This window comes from Oribacterium sp. oral taxon 078 str. F0263, from assembly GCF_000469565.1.
In the GTDB taxonomy this organism is placed as follows: Bacteria; Bacillota; Clostridia; order Lachnospirales; family Lachnospiraceae; genus Oribacterium.
The window spans coordinates 47,984-69,290 of sequence record NZ_KI273122.1 but is presented as its reverse complement, the minus strand read 5'-3'; the positions used below and the strand labels follow the sequence as shown (position 1 = coordinate 69,290).

The window sequence follows — 21,307 nt, the reverse complement described above, 5'->3', positions numbered from 1 at the left end:
TGCTCCGCTGCAAGGCGGCTGATCTGTGTTTTTCTTTCGAATCTGATCTATCTTCTGCTTCTGATCCGTTTCTGCGTCTTCATCGGGCCGATGCCGCGCTCTCCGCTGCCTTCGTCCCGGAGGAGCTCTCCTCCCGGCTCCGGCCGGATCCCGTCTCCGCGCGGCTGCTTCCCGCATTCTCCGAGGAACTCGGGAGCTCGGCCGGGACATCCGCTCCCCCCTCTCCCGAGAGACTCTCGTCCCCGGGACCTTCCTTTTTGCTTTCCTCCTCGCTGCTGCTCTCCGCGGCGCTCCCGCTCTCTTCTCCCGCTCCCAGCCCTTTCCGGTTGATCCCCTCCGGCTGAGCGGAGAGACTCTCATTCAAAGAGTTCTTCGGATCGGTCTTCCCCTCCGGCGGGATATCGAGATACTGCAGGGAATCATTCATGATTTTTTGCTCGATCTTCGTCGCAAAGGAGGCGCTGGCCTGATCCTCTCCCTCCTTGTTCGGCGTGTCCACGATGACATAGACGAGGATCTGCGGATCATCAACGGGGGCAAAGCCGCAGAAGGAGACCAGATAGTTTTTCTCGGAGCGGGGAAGCTTCTGCGCAGTCCCGGTCTTCCCCCCGACCTTGTAGCCCTGGATCTTTGCCGGCTGTCCGGTCCCGTGCTCCACCGTCTGATAGAGCGCCTGGCGGAGAAAGTCGCAGCTCTTTACGGAGCTTGTGACCCGGAGAAGCTCCGGCTTTACATCCTGAAGCACAGTTCCATTGGAGTTTCGGATCTGCTTTACGATATGGGGCTTATAGTAGCTTCCGCCGTTTAGGATACTGCAGTAGGCCGCGGCCATCTGAATCATGGATACATTGAAATTCTGCCCGAAGGAGTTTGTCGCGAGAGTGGTCTTTCCGAGCGCATCGGCGCTGTAGACAAGGCCCGAGGTGTCCACCTCCGCGGGGAGGTCAATGCCGGTTTTCTCTCCGAAGCCGAAGAGGTGCTGATATTTCGCAAATTTCTCCTTTCCCTCCGCAAAGGCAGCATCCAGCATGTAAATATTGCAGGACTCCATCAGCGCCTGTTCCGCATTCAGCTGTCCGTGGCCATCCCGGTTGTGGCACTGGATCTTCCAGCTGTGTGTGCCGTCGCTCAGCTGGATAAAGCCCTTGCACTCATAGACGGTGTTCGGCGTGATTGCTCCCTCATCGAGCGCTCCCGCAAGGGTAAAGGGCTTCACCGTGGAGCCGGGCTCATAGCTGTCCGTGACCACGGGGTTTCTCCAAAGCTGATCCCAGACCGCCTTCTGTCCCGCCGTCTTCAGCTCATCCTCGGTATATTGGCTTAAAACCTGCGCGTCCGTCACACTGCCCTGATCCGGATAGTTTTTCCGAAAGCCCTCGACCAGCTTTTTCCGGCCGATTTCCCTGAGCTTCTGATCGGTATAGACAGTCGGGTCCAGATTCCTGGGATTATTCAGATCATAGCGGTTCGTGCTCGCCATCGCGAGCACCTCCCCATTGTTCGGGTCCATGACGATCGCCGCTGCCATCTTGGAACCGACATCATCGACCTGCCACTCCTGCAGATACTTTTCCGCCGCGCTCTGTATATTATAATTGATGGTACTGACGATATTGTTTCCGTCCGTCGCATCCTTTAAAACACTCTGCAGCTTTGTGTCAAAGTCGAGAAAGCCGTATTTCCTGCCGTTGACCCCTGTCAGCTTGTCATTATAATACTGCTCGATGCCTCCGCTCCCCGAAGTCCCGTCTCCGGAGGAAAAGCCGAGCACGGTGCAGGCGAGAGAGCCATAGGGATAATTCCTCTTATAGCTGAGCTCAAAGCTGACGCCCCCGATCTGCTGCAATTTTTCCTCCTCTCCCTCCTTTTTGCTCTTCTTTTGCTCCCTTCTCTGCTTCGCCCAGAGCTTCTTCAGTCTTTGGTTCTCCGCCTCCTTGAACTGATCGAAGCGCTCCTTGTCCTCAAAGCTGAGCTGCCTTTGATATCTCGCATACCTCTTTCCGGATCTCTCAGAGAGGAACTTCTCCACCTGCTCTGTCTCCTCCCCCAGGATCTTCGAGACCGCCGCAACCGTCGCGCTGTGATAGGGCTGCTCCGGATCCAGAATCTCCTTCGGATCCAAAATCATGGTATAGACCGCCTGGCTCGTCGCCAGCACCGTTCCGTTTCGATCCGTGATATCTCCCCTCCGGAAGGGGATGCTCTCCGAGCGGTAATGCGCCTGCCTCTGCGAGCGGATCATCCTCTGATAGTCCTGCCCGTTTCCGCGAATCGTCTGATAGATCGAAAAGGTGAGGTACAGAAAGAGAAGCAGGAAGAAAAGCAATATCAAAAAGAGCTTCTGCTGCATATAGAGCGGCAGAAGCTTTGGCTCCTGCCCGCTGTTCTCCTCAGTGCTTCGGGATTTCTTCATACTGCCTCACATAACCGTTTTCTGCCCTCTTATAGTGGATGATCTGCTCCTCCCCGGCATAGATCATCCCGAGCTCCTTTGTCGCAACCTGATAGATCTCATCGGGACTGACCGCATTGGAAATATAATTTTGCATGGCATCGTTTTCCGAACGCCTTTTCTCAAGCTTGTCCCTCAGGCGCTCGATGCGCTGCTCCCTCGTATTGATCTCGGTATGAAGCTGCACATAATTCAGGCAGATCCCGACAGCGAGAAGAAAGGAGAGAAAGAGCATGAACTGAAAGTAAAAGCTCCACGCTCCGCTCTTTTTCCGGAGACGGCTGCTCCGCTCCGTCTCACAGCGAAGCTGCATCTTTCGAAGCTCCGCGGCTCCCGGAGTCAAAAAACGCGGGCTGTCCCGCTTCACTCCCTCTGTCTCCCCCTTTCGATGCTGCTTTATCACTATTAGGCTCCTCCCGGCAGAAGACGCTTCCGCTTTGGCTCTCTTCGCCTTAGAGGACGAAGCCCCGAGTCTCCTCTCTCTTTGAAGCGCCGTTTTTCCCGCGAGAATGCCTTCGCTCCGACTCCTTCCGACTCTCCGGGACAGCTCCTGCCTCCCGCCGGCTCTCCTCACTCTCTCCCCTTTTCGACCCATCGAAGCCCCGGCAGCGCCGACAGTCCATCGCATTCTATCCATAGCGCGCCGTGCCATAAACCTCCCCTCCTCTCAAAACAGATCGGATTCGGATCCGAAAAACGGCCGATCCAATCCCGCCGTAAAAATCAATTTCCCTCCGTCCTCTTCTCAAAGATCCGAAGCTTCGCGCTCTGAGATCTCCGATTCTCAAGAAGCTCCTCCTCCGACGGAAGGATCGGCTTCTTCGTGAGAACGATCCCCCTGGATTTTCTCCCGCAGCTGCACACCGGAAAATCCGGCGGGCAGATACAGGGATTCTCGGCCGTCCGGAATTTGCTTTTTACAATCCGATCCTCCAGCGAATGGAAGCTGATCACACAGAGCCTCCCACCCTCTGAAAGGAGGTCTATCATCCGGTCCAGAGTATTCTCCAAAACCTCCAGCTCCCGGTTCAGTTCAATCCGGATCGCCTGAAAGCTTCGCTTTGCGGGATGTCCGGAGAGCGCGCGGACACGGGCAGGGATCGCCCCCGAGATGATGCCGGAGAGCTCCAATGTCGTTTCAATCCGCTTCTTCTCCCTGTACTGCACGATGTGCTTTGCGATATTTCTGGCAAAGCGGTCCTCTCCGTAGTCCCGGATGATCCGAAAGAGAGCCTCCTCACTGTAGGAGTTGACGATATCCGCCGCAGTCCTCTCTCCTCTTTGATCCATCCTCATGTCAAGCGCTGCATCCGTCCTGTAGGAAAATCCTCTCTCCCCCTCATCCAGCTGATAGCTGGATACCCCGAGGTCAAGGCAGATGCCGTCGACTTGCTCGATCTGAAGCCGCATCAGAATTTCGGCGATATCCTCATAATTACCTCTCACGATGACAGCTCGGTCCCGGTAGTCCTTCAGGCGCTCCGAGGCCGCCTCTATCGCTGCCCCGTCCTGGTCGATGCCGATGAGCCTCCCTCTCTCGGAAAGCCGCTCGCAGATGGAAAGCGCGTGTCCTCCGCCCCCGAGCGTGCCGTCCACATAGACCCCGTCCGCGCGGATTGCGAGTCCCTCTATCGTCTCCCGCAGAAGCACACTGTAATGATGGAATGTCAAATTCCGAGTCCCTCCATATCCTCCGCGAGCTCCGCACTGTCCGAAAAATCGTTCTCGCTGATCCACCTCTCGTTGTCCCAAAGCTCCGCGTGGTCCCCCACGCCGATCAGGCAGACATCCTTTCGAAGCCCCGCCTTCTCCCTTAGAACCTGCGGGATCAGAATCCGGCCCTGTCCGTCCAGCTCACAGCTGACCGCGCTCCCCAGCAAAAAACGCTTCAGCCTCCGGGCCTTCTCATTGGTCATGGGGAGTGCGGCGAGCTTCTCCTCGAGCAGCTTCCACTCCGCCGGAGCATACATGGAAAGGCAGCCGTCCAGAGAGCGGGTGAGGACAAACTCCCTGTTCAGATTCTCCCGGAAACGAACAGGGACTATCATCCTCCCCTTTCCATCCAGATTATGATGATACTCTCCGGTAAACATCCAGCTGTCACCACTTTCCGCCACTTTCCCCCACTTCATTATAATAATGCCTGTCTCATACTGAATTGTCAAGGCAAGAGAAAGCGACAAAATCTATGGCGTTTCTTACGTTTTGCTGTATAAGTGCATAAGTTCCCACCAAAAAAAGAGGCGGGACCCCGCGGCGTCCCAGCCCCTTCTGAAAAAAGAGGAAGCTCTCCCGGCGCTCAAAAAACGAAGAGAGACAGCTCTTTTCTAAACATTAAATCGGAAAAGTACGACATCTCCATCCTGCATGACATAATCCTTCCCCTCCATGCGGACAAGCCCCTTTTCCCGGGCCGCAGAAAGCGATTTAAGCTCCAGAAGATCCTTGTAATTTACGACCTCCGCCTTGATAAAGCCCCGCTCAAAATCAGAATGAATCTTACCTGCAGCCTGCGGCGCCTTTGTCCCCTTTTTAATCGTCCAGGCCCGGCTTTCCTTTTCTCCGGCCGTGAGGAAGGACATTAAGCCAAGAAGAGAATAGGACGCTCTTACGATCTTATCCAGCCCGGACTCCGAAAGCCCCAGGGATTCCAGATACTCCGCCCTCTCCTCCTCCGGAAGCTCCGAGATCTCCTGCTCGATCTGAGCACTGATGACAAAGACCCCGGAGCCAGTCTCCTTCGCATAGCCCCGGACCTTTTGTACATGGGGATTCTCCGCCCCGTCATCGGAGAGACTGTCCTCCGAGACATTGCAGGCGTAGATCACCGGCTTTCTGGTGAGGAGATCCAGGCTGTCCACAAAGGCATTCTTATCCTCGTCTCCCGCGTCAAAGCCGATCGCGAGCTTTCCACTCTCCAGATATTGATAAAGCTCGGACAAAAGCATAAGCTCTGCCTTCGCCTCCTTATCGTTCTGGGAAAGCTTCTTCAGCTTCTGCATTCTCCTCTCCAAAAGATCCAGATCGGAAAAGATGAGCTCCAGATTGATCGTCTCGATGTCCCGAAGCGGATCCACAGAGCCGTCGACATGGATCACATTGGGATCCTCAAAGCAGCGGACGACATGGACGATCGCGTCGGTCTCCCGGATATTGGAGAGAAACTGATTCCCGAGTCCCTCCCCCTTGGAGGCCCCCTTCACCAGCCCGGCAATATCCACAAATTCTATCACTGCCGGCGTCGTCTTCTCGGAATGATAGAGCTCCGAGAGCAGCTGGAGCCGTTCGTCCGGCACAGCGACAACCCCCACATTGGGGTCTATCGTGCAAAAGGGATAGTTTGCGGCCTCTGCCCCCGCCCGCGTAATAGCATTAAAGAGAGTCGATTTCCCGACATTTGGAAGACCAACGATTCCTAATTTCATATGATCTCACATCTCCTTTATTCTCAAGGGTTTTCTCTTTTTTTCTCAGGACATCTGCGCCGATTTTACGCCGATTTCCCGGATATAGGATCATAAATCCGTTCGAAGAATTCTGCTCCCCATTGTGCCTGACTCCTTTCCACCATGAAAAAAGAGCCCGAAACACCATGTAATTATAGCAGGCAGGTTCTCTTTTCTCAACCGGATTCGGCTCTCATATCATCCGATTCTTCCGGATAAATCCCCTGAATTTATCCGTTTTACAAGCTTTTTCCAAGTATACAGAGCGGACAGACCATTCTCTCTTTGCAGTGGGGGACCCTTTTATTGCCCTCGAAGCAGCTACACACAGCAGCCACTTTGAACATCAGATCTATCCGATCAGAACTCTCCTTTCACAACCCATTTCTTTGCTTTCTCCAGTTCCCGAATCATTTCATAATAATGTCCTTTCTTTTCCAGCAATTCCTCATGGCTTCCCATTTCCTCGACACGCCCCTGCTTCAAAAGGATAATCTGATCTGCGTTCTGAATCGTTTGCAGGCGATGGGCGATCACAAACACCGTTTTCCCTTCCATCAGACGGTCCAGCGCCTGATGGATTTTTTGCTCGTTATCGGCATCGAGAGAAGCGGTCGATTCGTCCAAAAGCAGGATCGGAGCATCCTTCAGAATCGCCCTGGCAATGGCGATTCTCTGTTTCTCCCCGCCGGAAAGTGTATTTCCGCCCTCGGAAAGGCGGGTCTGATAGGCTTTTGGCAGTTTCTCGATAAATTCATGACAATGCGCTGCCTTCGCCGCCGCTATAATTTCTTCCTCCGAAGCATCTTCCCGTCCCACCCTGATATTGTTGTAAATACTATCTGACAGGAGCGTATTTTCCTGAAATACCTCACTGATATAGTGCAAAAGCCCGTCCGGATTCAATTCCTTTATGTCCCTGCCGCCGATACAGATTCTGCCCTTTGACACATCCCGGAAACGGGCGATCAGGCTCAGCGCCGTGGATTTACCGGAGCCGGAGGGTCCGATCAGGGCTGTGACACTGCTTTCTCTCGCATGAAAGCTGAGCTCATGCAGAACATCGGCCTTCTGATTGTAAGAAAAATCAACATTCTCAAAGGAGATATCAAAGTGCGTCAGCTTCCCATCTTTCTCCTTGTAAGGAAGCGGCTTCGTCTCGCACGCCTTTTCCAGATTGCAGGCGGCCAGATTCAGATCCTTCAGAAGATGATAGGAGTGTTCAAAGCTGATCAGCAGGGCGGACAGGGCGAGACTCATCAGCATAAAGGCCGCAAGCTGATCAGGGGCGATCGTCCCTCTGAGGAAGAGACAGGTTCCGATGAAAAGCACTATCGGAAGCAGGAAGTTCGTCGCAATGGAATACATACTCGCGGGCACGGCCATCTTTACCTCTGCTTTAACGCTGGCTTTTCGAACCGCATCCAGCGTATCCATCATCCTGGAAAAGCGGGAGCCTGTCATATTGTGAGATTTGAAAATCTTCATCCCCCTGATATATTCCAAAACAATGGAAATCATTTTCGCACTGAGCTGCCTTTTCTTCCCCCCGTATTTTTCAACGAGACCCCTGCTCCGGGAAAGAATCAAAAGCACGGCAAGAAGCAGCAGACACTCTGCAAGAGCCGGTTCCCAATGGATGAAAAAGGTGCCGATCAGAACCAGCGCCGCCATCAGAACGGTCCTGACGATGGAAGGAAGCGTATGGGTGATGAGCATTTCAAAATCGCTTAAATCCTTTATCAGGGTACTTAGCAGACGGCCGCTGCTGTTCTGATCGAAATATCCAAGGCCTAGGGAACGATAGTGATTGGCCAGATCAAGCCGCATATCCCCGCACATTTCCGCCCCTCTTGCAAAGCACAGATAATAGGCCCTCCGATAGATCAGCAGACGGGCGATCACACTGACGAGGCAGATTCCGGTATAAGACCGGATCAAGGGGGCACTGAGTGTGTTATTCAAAAGATGACGCACCGTCATATAGAGCATGATATATAAAACCATGCTTCCGCAGGCATCTAAAGACATCAAAACGAGCGGAAATATCAGCTTTCTGCTCTTATCACCGAGTAATTTCCTGATGGTATGCAGCATTCAGATCTCCTCCTTCCCGAACGCGGACTTCGTACAGGCATCCCACATCCTGCTGTATACGCCGTCTTTCTTCACCAGCTCCTCATGCGTTCCCTGCTCTGTAACGCTCCCGTCCTGAAAGACAATGATTTTGTCCGCATTCCGAATGGTATAGAGCCTGTGAGCAATCATGATCGTGGTTTTTCCTTTCAGAAGATTTTGCAGAGCAATCTGAATCTTATGTTCGTTCTCAATATCAGCATAGGAAGTCGCCTCGTCAAAGATGACAATCGGGGCATCCTTCAGAATCGCCCTCGCAATCGAAATTCGCTGCTGCTGACCGCCGGAGAGCCTCACTCCTTCCGCTCCAATGCGTGTCTGATATGCTTTGGGAAGGCTCATGATGAACTCATCAATCTGCGCTGCCTTTGCCGCCTCGCGCACCTTTTCCTCAGAAGCGCCGCTTCCCATGCGAATATTTTCAAGCAGCGTATCCTCCAGTAAAAAGATATCCTGGAATACGAAGGCGCTCAGGTCCATCAGATTTTCCGTTTTGAGTTCGCTAATCGCTGTGCCGCCGATTTTAATCGTGCCGCTGTTCAGATCCCAATACCGGCCGAGAAGCTGAACAGCGGTTGTTTTTCCGGCGCCGGAAGGGCCGACAAACGCATTGATTGTCCCCGGAGCCAGGCGGAAGCTTACCGAACGAAGCGCATCATTTCCGTCCTCCTTATAGCGAAAACTCACATTTTCAAAATCAATACCGTAGCAGCCATCTTTTTCCAGGACCTTGCCGCCGCCTTTCATTTCTTCCATATCCATGATTTCCATGATATTTTCAAGGCCGCTGCCCAACTCCATGGACTGCATCGCAATCGTGAGCAGATTCAGGAATGAAGCAAAAAAGCACATGGTGAGGAGAATGAACAGTTAAGTAAGAAGCCGCCGGCAAGGAACCTTTCAGGTAAAGCCAGCCGCCGAAAGGAAGAGTGAAAAGAATCGCGGAATCCAGCAGCACCAGCGTGATCGAAAGGGGAGTGCAGGAAGATACGCACATCTTTTTCCAGCAGCTTGTATAAAGACTAAGAGCATTCCGGTACTGTTCGAATTTCTCTGCTGTCAGATGATACATCTTGATGACCGGCATTGCCGTGATAAATTCATTGGCAGAAGCATTGAGCTTCTCCGTATCTTCTGCGAGCTCTTCCGACATATTCGGGTAAGATCCCATCAAAAGCATGGGGACGGCAATCCCAAGAATCATGGGAATCAGCATGACAAGCGCCATCCCCCAATGCAGCCGCAGCATGAAGAGAAACATCATCAGCGGCACAACAATCGCCTGCGCCAGCTCCAAGGTACTGTGCGCCAGAAACTGCTCAAGCCTTTCCACATCATCAAACAGCGTCGTCTTGATCTGTCTGGGCGCATGTTCCTGGAAAAACCCCAGCCTGAAGCCGGACATGTGTTTCAGAACCTTCACCCTGATATTATGCATGATATTGAACGCCGCTGCGTGGGAACAAATACCCGCAAGGGACATAAGAACTGCCTGCAGAATCGCCGTCGTGATGCCAATGCAGGCCCAGACTGTCATTCTTTCGTATGTCAGCTTACTCTGAATAATCAGAAGCAGTATCCGGTACACTATCAGATAGGGAACAAGGGACAAAACGGAGCAGAGAACAGCCAGAAGCATTCCCGCGCCCAGTTTTCCTCCTTCCCCTCCCGCAAGAGCAAAAATAAAGCTTAATCCTCTTCGTTTTCCTTCCATAGAAATGAAGCTCCTCTCTCATTTTCTGAGTCGAAAAATGCCGGACTTTACTCAATTCATCATACAGAGTAGAATAAAAGAATCAATAGAAGAGCTCCATCGCTGACTCCATTTTAAAAATGCGCAAAAACGGCGATCTGACAGCGCTTTTACGGCTTGTAAAACTGATCTTTTTATAGAATCGTGACAGAAAAAAATTGTATTGTGACCTTTTCCCAGAATACAAAAAGGATTTGAAAATGGCTCTTTCAATCGCTGACTATCTGCTGCAGCTCCCGGAAAATATGCATTTTGTCAAAGTTCCGGAATTATCGGGGGACGGAAGCTTCCACTACCGCATGCTCTCTGATTATGGAAGCGGTTCCTTTCAGCTGATCCGCTTTGGCACCGGTCTTCTTGTGGTCCTGATTGCCGACTACACGCCAAAGGAGAACTTTGAAAAAGTTTCGGTCATTTCGGAAGAATATATGGAAATCAGCCAGTTTGAAACAGAGAGCAGCAGCTTTAAAATCGGAGGAAGAAAAATACAGCCCGTAGAACGAGGAATTTACTGCTATATAAACAGCCGGAAAACCACCTATGTTTATTGTGAGAAGGGAAAAGCAGTTCGCTTTACAAAGGTTATTCTGACCCGAAAATATTTTGATACTTATTTTCGAGAGCATTATGGAAAGGACTATGAACAATCAAAGCCGGCGCAGGAATATCTGCTGAAAAATCCAAATCTGCCGGAGCTTAACTTTGTATTCCAGCAGATCAGGGATTGTAAGGCGGAGGGGGCAACCCTGCATCTTTATCTGGAAAGCAAGGTTCTGGAATTGCTTTCCCTCATCATAAGGGGCATGGAAAAGAAGGAAGAATCCATCTCTGTCAAACTGGACCATAAGGACATACGCGGGCTGAAAAGAACGGTTGCCTGCATGAAAAAGGATCTTGCGGCCTATCCGTCCGGGGAGAAGCTCGCACAGACAGCAGGCATGAGCACTGCCCGGTATCGGCTCGCGTTTCGGAAGTATTACGGCACTACCCCATACGAATATCTGAAGGAAATGCGGCTGAATCAGGCCTTGCTGATGTTGAAAAACTCCGATTACGGGATTTCTGTGGTTGCCCTAAAGCTTGGATATCGCAATTCCGGCCACTTCGCGAAGCTGTTCAGAAATGCCTATGGGATAGGTCCAAGGGAATATCGAAAGGTGCAGGGAATCAAGTAGGAAAAACGCCCGGCAGAAACACCCTTCTTTTAGAGCGGCGCGCACTCGGGATTTCCGTCCCTCCCCCTTATTTTCTCATAGAGCTCCGGCCTTGTATACTCTCTTCCGAGCCTGCCATAATGCAGTCTGTCGTCCGGCAGCTCTCCCAGCTCGTCCAAAGAGGAGAGCCTCTCCCTGATCTCTGCCTTGCGATCGGGATAGTCGATGTAATTCATGGTTTGGATGACGCCCTCTGTCAGCGGCGTGAATTTCTGTATCGGAAGTCCCACCCCCATTTCATAGTCCTCCCAGGAGCACATCTTCCTGCTCCCCGCGCAGAGGACGGAGAAATTCATGTCATTATTCTCGAATGGAGCCGCAGTCAGATCCGCGCAGAAGCCCTGATTCCCCGCCATAGAAAGCTTCTTTGGAGCTCCCCATTTATAGGCGTATCCCTGGACAATGCGCATCAGCTGATAGGGATCGAGCAGCATGAGAACGAGATCCGCATCCTCCATCTCCTCCAAAGGGCCGAGCGAAATCCCGTATATTTTCTGCCGGATTCTCGAGATGCTCCTTGTCACCTCCTTTGCGACGGCCCTGCTCTCATAGAGCCTAAGGCTATAGTACCTCTGGCCGGATTCGACGCAGTCCATCTCTTCCGAAAGGCCCAGTGCCTCCATCGCGCATCTGCATCCGAAATGCTCCCTGCATGCCTTGAAATGCTGCCGCTCCATCGCATGCTTCACCATCATGCAATAGCTCGTTTTCCTGCCATATTCCGGGATATTCTCTTCCATATAATCCCTTTTAAAATACAAAAAGCGAAGCCCGATGATACATCTTCTGAGCCCCAGGACCTTCGACAGCCGATTCACATCCCCTTCCTTCACATCTCCCTCCTCTACAGAAAGCGGCATATTCTCGTCTCCATCCGCCGCAGGATTTTATGGATTAAAATCAGCATCCCCCAGTATACGACTCCGACCGAGAGATACGCTTCGAAAAAATTGAGAGATGAGGCAGCGAGGATCTTTGCCTCTGCCAGGATGTCCACGACGCCGATCATAAATCCTATCGCGGTATTTTTGATCATGGCGATAAAGGAATTCCCCAGTGCGGGAAATGCCGCGACAAAGGCCTGGGGGAGGATCACCTCCCAGTAGGAAAGAAACGGACTGAGGCCGATAGAATAAGCGGCATCCCTCTGTCCCTGATCCACCGATAAAAGCCCGCCCCGTATGATTTCCGCGATAAAGGCCGCGGAGTTCATGGAAATCGTGATGACAAGGACGCTGTCTCCCAGCAGTTTCCTCATCGGCGGAAAGACCTGAGGCAGGCCGAAATAAAAGATAAAGAGCTGTGTGATGTAAGGAGTCGAGCGAAAATAAGAGATATAGAGCGCGGCCAGTCTGCTCAAGATCCGGGATCTCGAGGTATAACAGATTTCCAGAAGGAGCCCCAGTACCAGCGCTATCATAAAAGCCAGCGTGCCCAGACAGAGCGTATAAGGAATCTTTAAAAAAAGTCTTGGAAATATCGAGATAAAAAAGTCAAGGTCAAAGCTCATCCCTCATCCTCTTATGAAAAGGAGGCCGCTCATCGGAACCGCCTCCTTCCTTTCTCCTCTTTTTCGATTTCCTATCCGATGAGTTCCTGTTTGCCGATTTTATTCGCAGCTTTTATTCGCGGATTTCTTCCTTCGAAATATCCCTTCCGAAATACTGCATCGAAAGCTTTGACATCGTGCCGTCTTTTTGCATCTCTTCTATCGCGGCATTCACGGCGCGGAGCATCTCCGGATCCGCATCCTTCGCAAAGGGAAAGGCATTCTTATCAATCAGGATCGGATCCCCGATCAGCTTAAAGTGATAATCTCCCTTTTTATTGATCTGGTCAAAGGACAGGACCGTGATCGGAAAAGCGTCATAATGTCCCACGGCCAGCTCATCATAGAGGTTCCCCTCCGTGGTGACGAGCTTTATCTTCTTGTCCTCCGGAAAGCTTTCATTGATCTTATTCAGCGCATCCTCAAGAACCGTTCCATATTCTATACAGACCTTTCGCCCCTGCATATCGTCGATGGACTGCGCGCTGTCGTCCCCGCGGACCGCAAGCTTGATCGCATTATAGCCATAGATGTCGCTGAACTGATACTTTTCCTTTCGCTTCTCCGTCACGGAAACCTGCCCGGCGATCGTATCGTATTTTCCGGAATCCAGCCCCTCAAACATCACGGCATAGTCTCCGACAATCTCGAACCTGATCCCATAGCCCGAGCGCTTCCCGATTTCCTCTATGATGTCATGCTCAAATCCGGTCAGCTCCCCCTTATCATCCGTGTAAACGATCGGATAGAAGGAGCCGTTTGCGGCTACCGTGATAAGCTTTTCCGGACCTCCCCCTCCGCTTCCATTCGCCTCTTTTCCTGATCCCGCCGGGGAGCACGAGACGAGGATCCCTGCAAAGAGAACAAGTCCCAGAGCCCGAAGCAAGCTTCTCTTTTTCACAAATTTCCTCCTCCCAAATCACGCTGTACTATCTAATAAGATAGCACAGCGCTCTCCCATCCGTCCAATTCCCCGATTCTATAAATAAATTTTTCTATCGTTTTCTTCTATCTGTCGGTATTTTCTATCAGTATTTTATGCGAGATCAGGAAGAGGGGAAGGCCGCCTCAAGCTCCTCTATCTTCGGTATTGAAGGCTCCGCCCCCGCCGAGGCCACGGCCAGTGACGCCGCCTTCGATGCAAGATCCATGCTCTCTTTCGCGGAATACCCTTTCCATATTCCCGACACAAAGTATCCCGTAAAACTGTCTCCTGCCGCAGTGGTATCCATAACCTTAGCCGGATAGATATCCTGCCGATAGTCCATGCCCTCCTCCGCATATAGAGATCCCCTTTTCCCCAGGGTAAGAACGATCTTCGAGCTGGGAAATCTCTTCAGCATCTCATGGATCTGCTCCTCCTCCCTCTTCTCATCTCCTCCCAGAAGCTGCGCGATTTCAATTTCATTCAGAATAAAATAATTCACATAGCGTAGGGGGCAGGAGCGCAGAGCCTCATTCATGGGAGAAGGATTCAGGATGATTCTCATTCCTCTTTCATGTGCCTTTTCCATAAGGTAAGCCATGTTGCTGATTTCATTTTGGAGCAAAAGGAAGTCCTTTTCCGAAAAATCCGAGAGAACCTCATCGATGTATTCTCTGGAAATCCTTTGATTCGCTCCGCCGTGCAGAATGATGCAATTATTGCCGCTCTGATCTCTCTGAATGACCGCATTCCCGGTTCGGCTCTCCCTTGAGCTCCTGATATAGCGGGTATTCACTCCGGCCTTTTTCATGAGCTCAATCAGAAAATCATCTCCCTCTCCGATCATCCCCGCGTGGAAAACCGGGATCCCGGATCTCGCCAATGCAATGGATTGATTCAGTCCCTTCCCTCCGGGGAAAATCTGCAGCTCATCTGCCAATATGGTTTCTCCGGGTTGAACAAAATGCTCCACAGAATACACATAATCCAGATTGATCGAACCAAAATTCAATATTCTCATCTTCTGTCCTTCGAAATTTCATATTCGGCGTTTCCGCTATTTTATCAGCCACGCCGCAAGATTCGCAAACAGCCTCTCATAACCCTCCCATTCACAAAACTCCGGCGGAGCCCAGTGCGGCGCACAGTCTGTGGTCAATACCGCGCTTCTCCCCTTTCCATAGCTCCCGACCGCAAGAAAAGGATCCCCGCAGACCGAAGCCAATACCTCTGTCCCGGATTTTTCTACTGTTTTATTATACCCCAAAATCCGAGGCCATTCTCCCCTGATCCCGTCCAGAATCTCATGCTCCGGCATAAGCGTCTCCGGGCGCACCCCTTCGCAGTGCTCCTCCCGATCATCTGTTTTCAGAAGCTCCACCGGGAGGACCTCCTGCACCGCCGTACTCCCCCACTTTCCCTTGGCGTCAATGCCGGAAAAGCTGAGATATCCGCCCACCATCAGAAGCGCTCCCCCATCAAGAACATAATCTCTGAGAAGATCGCAGCGATTGGGCCGAAGCTCACTCCTGGAAAAGGTCGCCGTCGGAAGCAAAAGCGTATTGGCTCCGATATCGGAGAGAACAATCAGATCGAAATTTCTTAATTCCTCCAGGCTGTACGGGAATTCCTCCATGGCCAGGTGATTTGGCATAAAGACAAATTCATATCCCGCTTTCTCGAAGGCTGCCTTGATATATCGCTCTCCTGTCTCATAAACCGAGCTGTAGAAAGCATCAAAGCCCTTTACATGTGTCGTATAGCTCATCCATGACTCTCCCGCCAGCAGTATCCTCTTTGCCATAATCTCTCCTTTCTTTTCAGGCAGCGCAGAAATCCAGAATCAATTCTGCATAGATCAGGATCGCTTCCAGATAGGAATCGATTTCCACCCACTCATCCGTACTGTGACACTGCGCAAGATTCCCGGGCCCAAACTGTATCGTCTGGCAGCCTCCTATATTTCTCCAAAGCCTGGAATCGCAGCCCGCCGGTGAGCCTGCGATCTGCACCGGTTTTTTCCGAACCAGACTGTATGCCCTCTGGAAGCTTTCCACCAGGCTCTGTCCCTCTCCCATCTCAAATCCGCCGCCGGCCTGATAGACCGTCAGCTTCGGAGGATGCTTTTCCAGCCAAAGGTCCGAGCGGGAGACTCTCGAGATCAAATCCTCGATCTCCCCGACGAGCCCCTGATAATTCATCTGTCCCGGGATATAGTGCACGCAGAGTTCAAAGCAGCATTCGGAAGGCACGGTGGATCCCGCGCTGCCTCCCCGGATCACCCCGACATTCAGACTCGGAGAGGGCAGCAGCGGATGCCGATATTTCAAGAGCCACTCATGCTCCATCTCGTGCATGGCCTCGATGATTTTTATCGCCTTTTCAATGGCACTGACTCCGGCTTTCTTCTCTCCGGAATGACAGGATTTTCCCTCCACCTCTACCCGGAAGAACACAAAGCCCATATGAGCGAGAATCAGTTCATCTCCTGTTCCCTCACAGACCACCACTCCATCCGCTCTCAGTCCGGACATAAGAGCCTGAATGGAGCCGTTTCCTCCCCCTTCCTCATCACATACGGACGCGATAATAAGCTCCCCCGGGATTTCTCTTTCCGCGTCCTTCAGCAGCTGGACCGCCATCACTGAGGCCATAAGACCCGCTTTCATATCTGCGGTTCCGCGCCCGTACATCCTTCCGCCTTCGATTCTCGGCTCAAACGGCGGGCTTTTCCACTCCTTTTCATTATCCGCGGGCATCACGTCCATATGTCCGTTCAGGATGAGACTTCTCCCCCTGCCCTCTGTCCCAAAGCCCGCGTACAGATTATAGCGCTTCTCCAGCTTATGTCCGAGATTTCCCTCATGCCAGAGCTCATGGCAGCGTTTGATATCCGCTTCCTTCAGGGGATCCAGTCTCAGCCGCGCTCCCATCTCCCGGAGAAGCCGGGCAAGATAATCCTGCCCCTCCTTCTCCAGTCCTCCGTCAATCCCATGTCCCAGCACATGGGTATCGATCTCCACAAGCTCCGCGAGTCTCTTGATATAATACTCCTTGTTTTTCTCCAGAGTCTCTCTTAAATCAAGCATTCCCATCCTTTCTCCCGCAAAACGTATTCCATGCGGGAATGCAGGCACTTTCCACCCTTAGTGCAGGGGGATCCGCATCCCGCCTTATCCGTATCTTCTCAGCCCGGACTCAATGCAGTCCCAGAAGCGCTCCACCTGAATGTCCACTGCCACATCCGCTGTGGCCTCCCTTTGCAAATAGCCAAAGTAATCGCAATTGGTTCGCCCATAGGACTGCTCGCTGCGGATATCAATCTCGACATTCATCGCCTTGGTTTTCAGGATATCCGGATCGATCAGATAGGCGACAGGCACCGGATCGTGGAGCGGACCCCCCTCCCAGCCGAAAACCTCCTTCTGCGTCCTGCAAAAGTGTCCCATCAAGTCCACAAAGAGCTTCGAGGCCTTATTGTCGATCCTTCCCATGCGCTCCACAATCTCCGGGAAGCATAAGGCCTTCCTCGTCACATCCAGTCCCGCCATTGTGATCGGCCGCCCGGAGTTGAAGCAGACGTATGCTGCTTCCGCATCCGCCGCAATATTGAACTCGGCCGCCGGAGTGATATTGCCGTTTCCATAGGAGCCTCCCATCAGGACGATCCTCTCGATTTTATCGAGAATTCCGGGATTCATCCGCATCGCCATGGCAAGGTTTGTCATGGGGCCGGTCGTCACCATGGTTACGGCTTCCTCAGAGGATAAAAGCGAACGAATGATGAACGTAACTGCATGCTCCTCTTCCACAGTCCTTTTAAGCTCCGGAAACACAGGTCCATCCAGGCCGCTGCTTCCATGAATGTCGGCCGCGTGAATCCTTTTCCTGACCATCGGCTGGCCGCATCCTGCATAAACCGGGATATCCAGCTCCAGATACTGAAGGACATTGAGGGCATTTTGGGAAGTTTTTTCTATCGTCTGATTCCCAGAAACCACCGTAATCCCCAAAATCTCCAGCTCCGGCGCTCTGCCGGCCAGCATAATGGCCACCGCATCATCATGTCCCGGATCACAGTCCAGAATGATTTTTCTCCTCCTCATAAATCTCTCCGATCTTTTCGCTTGTTTTCTGCACTGCGTAAAATATTCTCCGGCTGATCCCCGGCCGCAAAGCCGGAGTCTTTGCCGAAAATTCATACCTCTCTCTTCCGCCCGGGCTCTAATGACGATCCTATGCCTTCCCGGCATCTGCTCTCATGGCAGGGAGCAGGGCGGATTCTCTTCTCCTTATCGTTTTTCCCTTTACGATAAGGGAAAGCGACAAAATGAGTATCGTGACCAGATACGGCATCATCAGCACAAACTGCGCGGGAAAGCCATAGGCCTGCAGTCTGGCTCCGACAGAATCCGAAAAGCCGAATAAGAGACAGCCTACAGAGGTCAGAATCGGATTCGCCCCGCCGAAATACATCGCGGCAACTCCCATGAATCCTCGATTATTCGTCATATTTTCGACAAACTGCGAACTGTAGCCAAGGGAAAGATGTGCTCCCGCCAGTCCTCCGATAAGGCCGGAAATCAGCATCGCCTGGTAGCGGACCGTATCGACGGGAATGCCGGCGGTCCGGGCGGCATCCGGAAATTTCCCGACGGCCCGGAGGCGCAGTCCCCAAACCGTCTTATAAAACAGAAATTCCAGGAAAAGCACGAGAAAAAGCACCAGCCATTCCGTGAGGCAGCAGTCATTCCATAAGTCCCCCAGGATCGGCACATGCTCGAGAAAGGAAAAATGCAGCCTCGGAATGACGGAAAGACCCGGATCGGAAAAGCTTCCGCTCGTCTTGAAAATTGCCTGCAGCAGAAATTTACTGATTGCAATGGCAAAAAGATTCACCCCCATCCCGATTGCGCAGATCTCCGAGTGATACTTGATATGTCCTACAGCCATGACCAGCGAGATCAGAGCCCCGCTCAGCATTGCCGCGAATACCCCAAGAATCCATGTCCCCGTGAAAAAGCTGACTGTCACTGCCGTAAACGCGCCGACGAGCATGATCCCCTCTGTGCCGATATTCAGGATATTGGCCTGCTGCGTGATTGCCGCACATAAGGCCGCGTAGATAATCGGCGCGGAGGCCCGGAATGTAGCATAGATCAGCGAAAGATTAAATATTTTTCCTGAATTTCCCATTAGCTTCCTCCCTCTTCCTCCGCCCCGGAAGGAAGACTGAGCGCCTCCCTCTTTTTTCCTTTGCGCCGTTCCAGGACAAAATCCATTGTGGCGACAATGATGAATACCGCAGATACCGTATCCACTATGGATTTCGGAACATTCGTGGCCTGCTGCATCGCCATGGCCCCGGCTTTTAAAACGGAGAGAAAAAAGGCGATAAACGGCGTGAAGAAAACATTGGATTTCACAATTAAGGCGGCGAGCATGCCGTTGATCCCCAGGTCCTTTGCGAAATTATCCAGATAATAGCCATGTACCCCCAGGACCTCGATGCAGCCCGCGATCCCGCCGAGCATCCCCGAGAGAAGCATGCAGGATATGAATACGCGTTTGGAGGAGGTCCCTGTGTAATCCGCATTCATTGGATTTGTCCCCACCATTTTGATTTTATACCCCCATTTGCTTTTACAGAGCATAAGGATAATCAGAATGACCAGAAAAACCGCGATGAAGATTCCCGCATTGGCTGAAGACGGCTTTATGATTTTGGGCAGGGTCACCAGTACAGGCGCTGACTGAGGAATCGCGGATCCCGCGCTCATCGGTCCGCTCACGAGATACGAAGCGATATAGACTGCCACTGTATTCATCAAAATCGTCACACAGACCTCCGATACATTGTAGTACACCTTTAATACCGCCGGAATCAGCGCCCATAGTCCCGATACCAGAACAGCGCCCAAAAAGCATGCGGCATAGAGAAGAGACACCGGGAGAAAGCCCCAGTTTATTCCGATATACGCCGCGGTAATTCCCCCGAGAATTACCTCTCCCTCCACTCCGACATTGAACGCCCCCGCCTTCGCCGCAAGCGCAAAGGCCGTAGAGGTCAGAAGAAGCGGTGTAAAGCCCGCTATCACAGTACCCAGCCCCAGCCTCGTCCCGAAGGCGCCTCTCAGCAAAGCGGCATAGGCCAGAATCGGATTTTCTCCGATAAGAAGGATGAATAATGCGCCGATTCCCAGGGCCATCGCGAGAATGAGCAAAATCCTGAATACAGCCTTATATGCGTTCATATTTTCTTTCCTCTTTCCCGCCTCCCATCATAAGGAGCCCCAGATTATTTTCATTCGCATCCGATACCGGCATTTCCCCGGTGATTCTGCCCTCATGGATCACGATAATACGGTCGGAAAGAGAGAGAATTTCCTCCAGCTCCGCCGATACCAGCAGGATCCCGCTCCCCTCTCTTCTGGCTTTCTCTAAAGCGGCCCTTATGGATTCTATCGCCCCGATATCCACTCCTCTTGTGGGCTGTGCCGCTATCAAAACCTTCTTTTTCAAGGACAGCTCTCTCGCGACCACCAGCTTCTGCGCATTCCCGCCGGAAAGCGCTGCGCTTGGCCCCTTGCAGCTGTTCGGGCGGATGTCAAAGCTTCTGATCAGCTCTTCCCCATGGCGTTCCATCGCTCTTTGGTTCAGATAAGGCCCCTTCGAATACGGCGCCTGATCGATTTCTACGGAAAGCAGATTTTCCAGGACGTTCATGCTGCGGTTTAATCCTCTGACATTCCTGTCCTCCGGAATATGGGAAAGCCCCAGCTTTCTGATCCTCTTCGGCGTCTGATTCGCGATATCAATGCCGTCTAAAAGGATCCTTCCCCTCTCAACCCTCCTTAAGCCCGTAATTGCCTCAATCAGCTCCGACTGTCCGTTTCCGTCGATCCCCGCGAGGCCGAGGATCTCTCCCTCCCGGAGAGAAAATGACATTCCGCGAATCTTCGAGCTCTCCTTTGCGCTGGGAACCCAGACATCGCAAAGCTCCAGCACCACCTCTCCGGGCACGCCTCTTTTCCCTCCTCCGCTCAAAAAGACCTCTCTCCCGATCATATGCTTTGTGAGTTCCAGCGGGGAGGTCTCCTCCTTATTCATGCTTCCGCGGAATACCCCCTGCCGCATGACAGAGATTCTGTCGGAAATATCCATGACCTCATTCAGCTTATGGGAGATAAAGACCAGAGACTTCCCCTCTTTTTTGAGATTTCTCATAATCTCGAAAAGCTTCCGCGTCTCCTGCGGCGTGAGGACCGCCGTTGGCTCATCCAATATGATAATCTCCGCTCCCCTCATCAGAGTCTTTATGATCTCAACGCGCTGTGCCTCTCCTACGGAAATCTGTCCCACCTTTTTGTCCAGCGGAAGCTCCAGATGGTAGAGCTCAATGTACTTCCGGATCTCCTTCTCTGCCTTTGCGAAGTCGATCCTCAGACCTTTTTGGGGCTCAAAGCCAAGAATAATGTTTTCCAGAACGCTAAGCTCATTGACCAGCATGAATTCCTGGTGCACCATGCCGATCCCATGCTCGATCGCGATGCCGGGATTTAATCTCAGCATCCTTTTTCCCTTGATGAAGATTTCCCCTTTGTCAATCGGATACATCCCATAGAGGAGCTTCATCATGGTAGATTTTCCGGCGCCATTTTCCCCGATTAAAGAATGGATCTCTCCCTTTTTCAGATTGAAGTTTCCCTCCTTGACCGCGCAGACCTCAGCGAATGATTTGGACACCGAAAGCATCTCAACGACATATTCTTCCTTCACCATCGCCTCCCAAAACTCAATTTTGGATCGAAAGAATGTGAAGTCCTCTTTCC

19 protein-coding genes are annotated in these 21,307 nt (G+C 52.1%); 1 reads left to right on the top strand and 18 read right to left on the bottom strand.

All coding sequences use genetic code 11. The features are described from left to right. Positions 1–79 precede the first annotated feature (79 nt). The 8 genes from HMPREF1986_RS07625 to HMPREF1986_RS13555 all read right to left on the bottom strand — a co-directional run bounded on the left by HMPREF1986_RS07625 (position 80) and on the right by HMPREF1986_RS13555 (position 9,748). Entirely contained in the window at positions 80–2,413 is a 2,334-nt protein-coding gene (locus HMPREF1986_RS07625; protein WP_021774246.1) for a peptidoglycan D,D-transpeptidase FtsI family protein, read from the bottom strand. Next, positions 2,391–2,855 carry a hypothetical protein gene (locus tag HMPREF1986_RS07620; protein ID WP_051273899.1) on the bottom strand — a complete coding sequence of 155 codons (465 nt, stop codon included), beginning with the start codon at positions 2,853–2,855 and terminating at the stop codon, positions 2,391–2,393. Before HMPREF1986_RS07620 ends, HMPREF1986_RS07625 begins: the two co-directional genes overlap by 23 nt. A gap of 320 nt (positions 2,856–3,175) precedes the next feature. Beyond that, the gene (gene rsmH, locus HMPREF1986_RS07615) at positions 3,176–4,123 is read right to left on the bottom strand and encodes a 16S rRNA (cytosine(1402)-N(4))-methyltransferase RsmH (protein WP_036599814.1); all 948 of its coding nucleotides are present in this window, start codon (positions 4,121–4,123) and stop codon (positions 3,176–3,178) included. Next, the gene (mraZ, locus tag HMPREF1986_RS07610) at positions 4,120–4,545 is read right to left on the bottom strand and encodes a division/cell wall cluster transcriptional repressor MraZ (protein WP_036599811.1); all 426 of its coding nucleotides are present in this window, start codon (positions 4,543–4,545) and stop codon (positions 4,120–4,122) included. The genes rsmH and mraZ overlap by 4 nt, the downstream gene beginning before the upstream one ends. Before the next feature lie 234 nt (positions 4,546–4,779). Then, positions 4,780–5,877: a redox-regulated ATPase YchF gene (gene ychF, locus HMPREF1986_RS07605; protein WP_021774241.1), complete on the bottom strand. Its 1,098-nt coding sequence runs from the start codon at positions 5,875–5,877 to the stop codon at positions 4,780–4,782. Positions 5,878–6,258: 381 nt separating this feature from the next. Then, a complete protein-coding gene (locus HMPREF1986_RS07600; RefSeq protein WP_021774240.1) occupies positions 6,259–7,995 on the bottom strand; it encodes an ABC transporter ATP-binding protein in 1,737 nt (578 codons plus the stop codon). After that, on the bottom strand, positions 7,996–8,790 hold the full coding sequence (locus HMPREF1986_RS13560) for an ABC transporter ATP-binding protein (RefSeq protein ID WP_242837366.1): 795 nt from the start codon (positions 8,788–8,790) through the stop codon (positions 7,996–7,998). Between the two features lie 22 nt (positions 8,791–8,812). After that, the gene (locus tag HMPREF1986_RS13555) at positions 8,813–9,748 is read right to left on the bottom strand and encodes an ABC transporter transmembrane domain-containing protein (protein ID WP_021774238.1); all 936 of its coding nucleotides are present in this window, start codon (positions 9,746–9,748) and stop codon (positions 8,813–8,815) included. 239 nt (positions 9,749–9,987) lie between these two features. Here HMPREF1986_RS13555 and HMPREF1986_RS07590 point away from each other — a divergent pair, with 239 nt between their 5' ends. After that, positions 9,988–10,962, top strand: coding sequence for a helix-turn-helix transcriptional regulator (locus HMPREF1986_RS07590; protein WP_021774236.1), 975 nt, complete (start codon positions 9,988–9,990; stop codon positions 10,960–10,962). A 29-nt stretch (positions 10,963–10,991) separates the two neighbouring features. On the opposite strand, the gene HMPREF1986_RS07585 is transcribed toward HMPREF1986_RS07590, so the two are convergent. The 10 genes from HMPREF1986_RS07585 to HMPREF1986_RS07540 form a co-directional block, all read right to left on the bottom strand. Then, positions 10,992–11,861: a DUF169 domain-containing protein gene (locus HMPREF1986_RS07585; RefSeq protein ID WP_021774235.1), complete on the bottom strand. Its 870-nt coding sequence runs from the start codon at positions 11,859–11,861 to the stop codon at positions 10,992–10,994. Next, positions 11,846–12,511, bottom strand: a complete 666-nt coding sequence (locus tag HMPREF1986_RS07580; protein ID WP_021774234.1) for an amino acid ABC transporter permease — start codon at positions 12,509–12,511, stop codon at positions 11,846–11,848. The genes HMPREF1986_RS07585 and HMPREF1986_RS07580 overlap by 16 nt, the downstream gene beginning before the upstream one ends. 112 nt (positions 12,512–12,623) lie before the next feature. Continuing rightward, the gene (locus HMPREF1986_RS07575) at positions 12,624–13,451 is read right to left on the bottom strand and encodes a transporter substrate-binding domain-containing protein (protein WP_021774233.1); all 828 of its coding nucleotides are present in this window, start codon (positions 13,449–13,451) and stop codon (positions 12,624–12,626) included. Between the two features lie 145 nt (positions 13,452–13,596). Next, a complete protein-coding gene (locus tag HMPREF1986_RS07570; protein ID WP_021774232.1) occupies positions 13,597–14,496 on the bottom strand; it encodes a ribokinase in 900 nt (299 codons plus the stop codon). Positions 14,497–14,532: 36 nt separating this feature from the next. Further along, a complete protein-coding gene (locus HMPREF1986_RS07565) occupies positions 14,533–15,279 on the bottom strand; it encodes a glutamine amidotransferase (RefSeq protein WP_021774231.1) in 747 nt (248 codons plus the stop codon). Between the two features lie 16 nt (positions 15,280–15,295). Continuing rightward, a complete protein-coding gene (locus tag HMPREF1986_RS07560) occupies positions 15,296–16,570 on the bottom strand; it encodes a M20 family metallopeptidase (RefSeq protein WP_021774230.1) in 1,275 nt (424 codons plus the stop codon). Positions 16,571–16,648: 78 nt separating this feature from the next. Then, positions 16,649–17,581, bottom strand: a complete 933-nt coding sequence (locus HMPREF1986_RS07555) for a nucleoside hydrolase (RefSeq protein ID WP_036599893.1) — start codon at positions 17,579–17,581, stop codon at positions 16,649–16,651. A 130-nt stretch (positions 17,582–17,711) separates the two neighbouring features. After that, positions 17,712–18,671, bottom strand: coding sequence for an ABC transporter permease (locus HMPREF1986_RS07550; RefSeq protein WP_021774228.1), 960 nt, complete (start codon positions 18,669–18,671; stop codon positions 17,712–17,714). Continuing rightward, positions 18,671–19,729 carry an ABC transporter permease gene (locus tag HMPREF1986_RS07545; protein ID WP_021774227.1) on the bottom strand — a complete coding sequence of 353 codons (1,059 nt, stop codon included), beginning with the start codon at positions 19,727–19,729 and terminating at the stop codon, positions 18,671–18,673. The genes HMPREF1986_RS07550 and HMPREF1986_RS07545 overlap by 1 nt, the downstream gene beginning before the upstream one ends. Further along, a complete protein-coding gene (locus tag HMPREF1986_RS07540; RefSeq protein WP_021774226.1) occupies positions 19,716–21,257 on the bottom strand; it encodes an ABC transporter ATP-binding protein in 1,542 nt (513 codons plus the stop codon). Before HMPREF1986_RS07540 ends, HMPREF1986_RS07545 begins: the two co-directional genes overlap by 14 nt. Between the last annotated feature and the right edge of the window lie 50 nt (positions 21,258–21,307).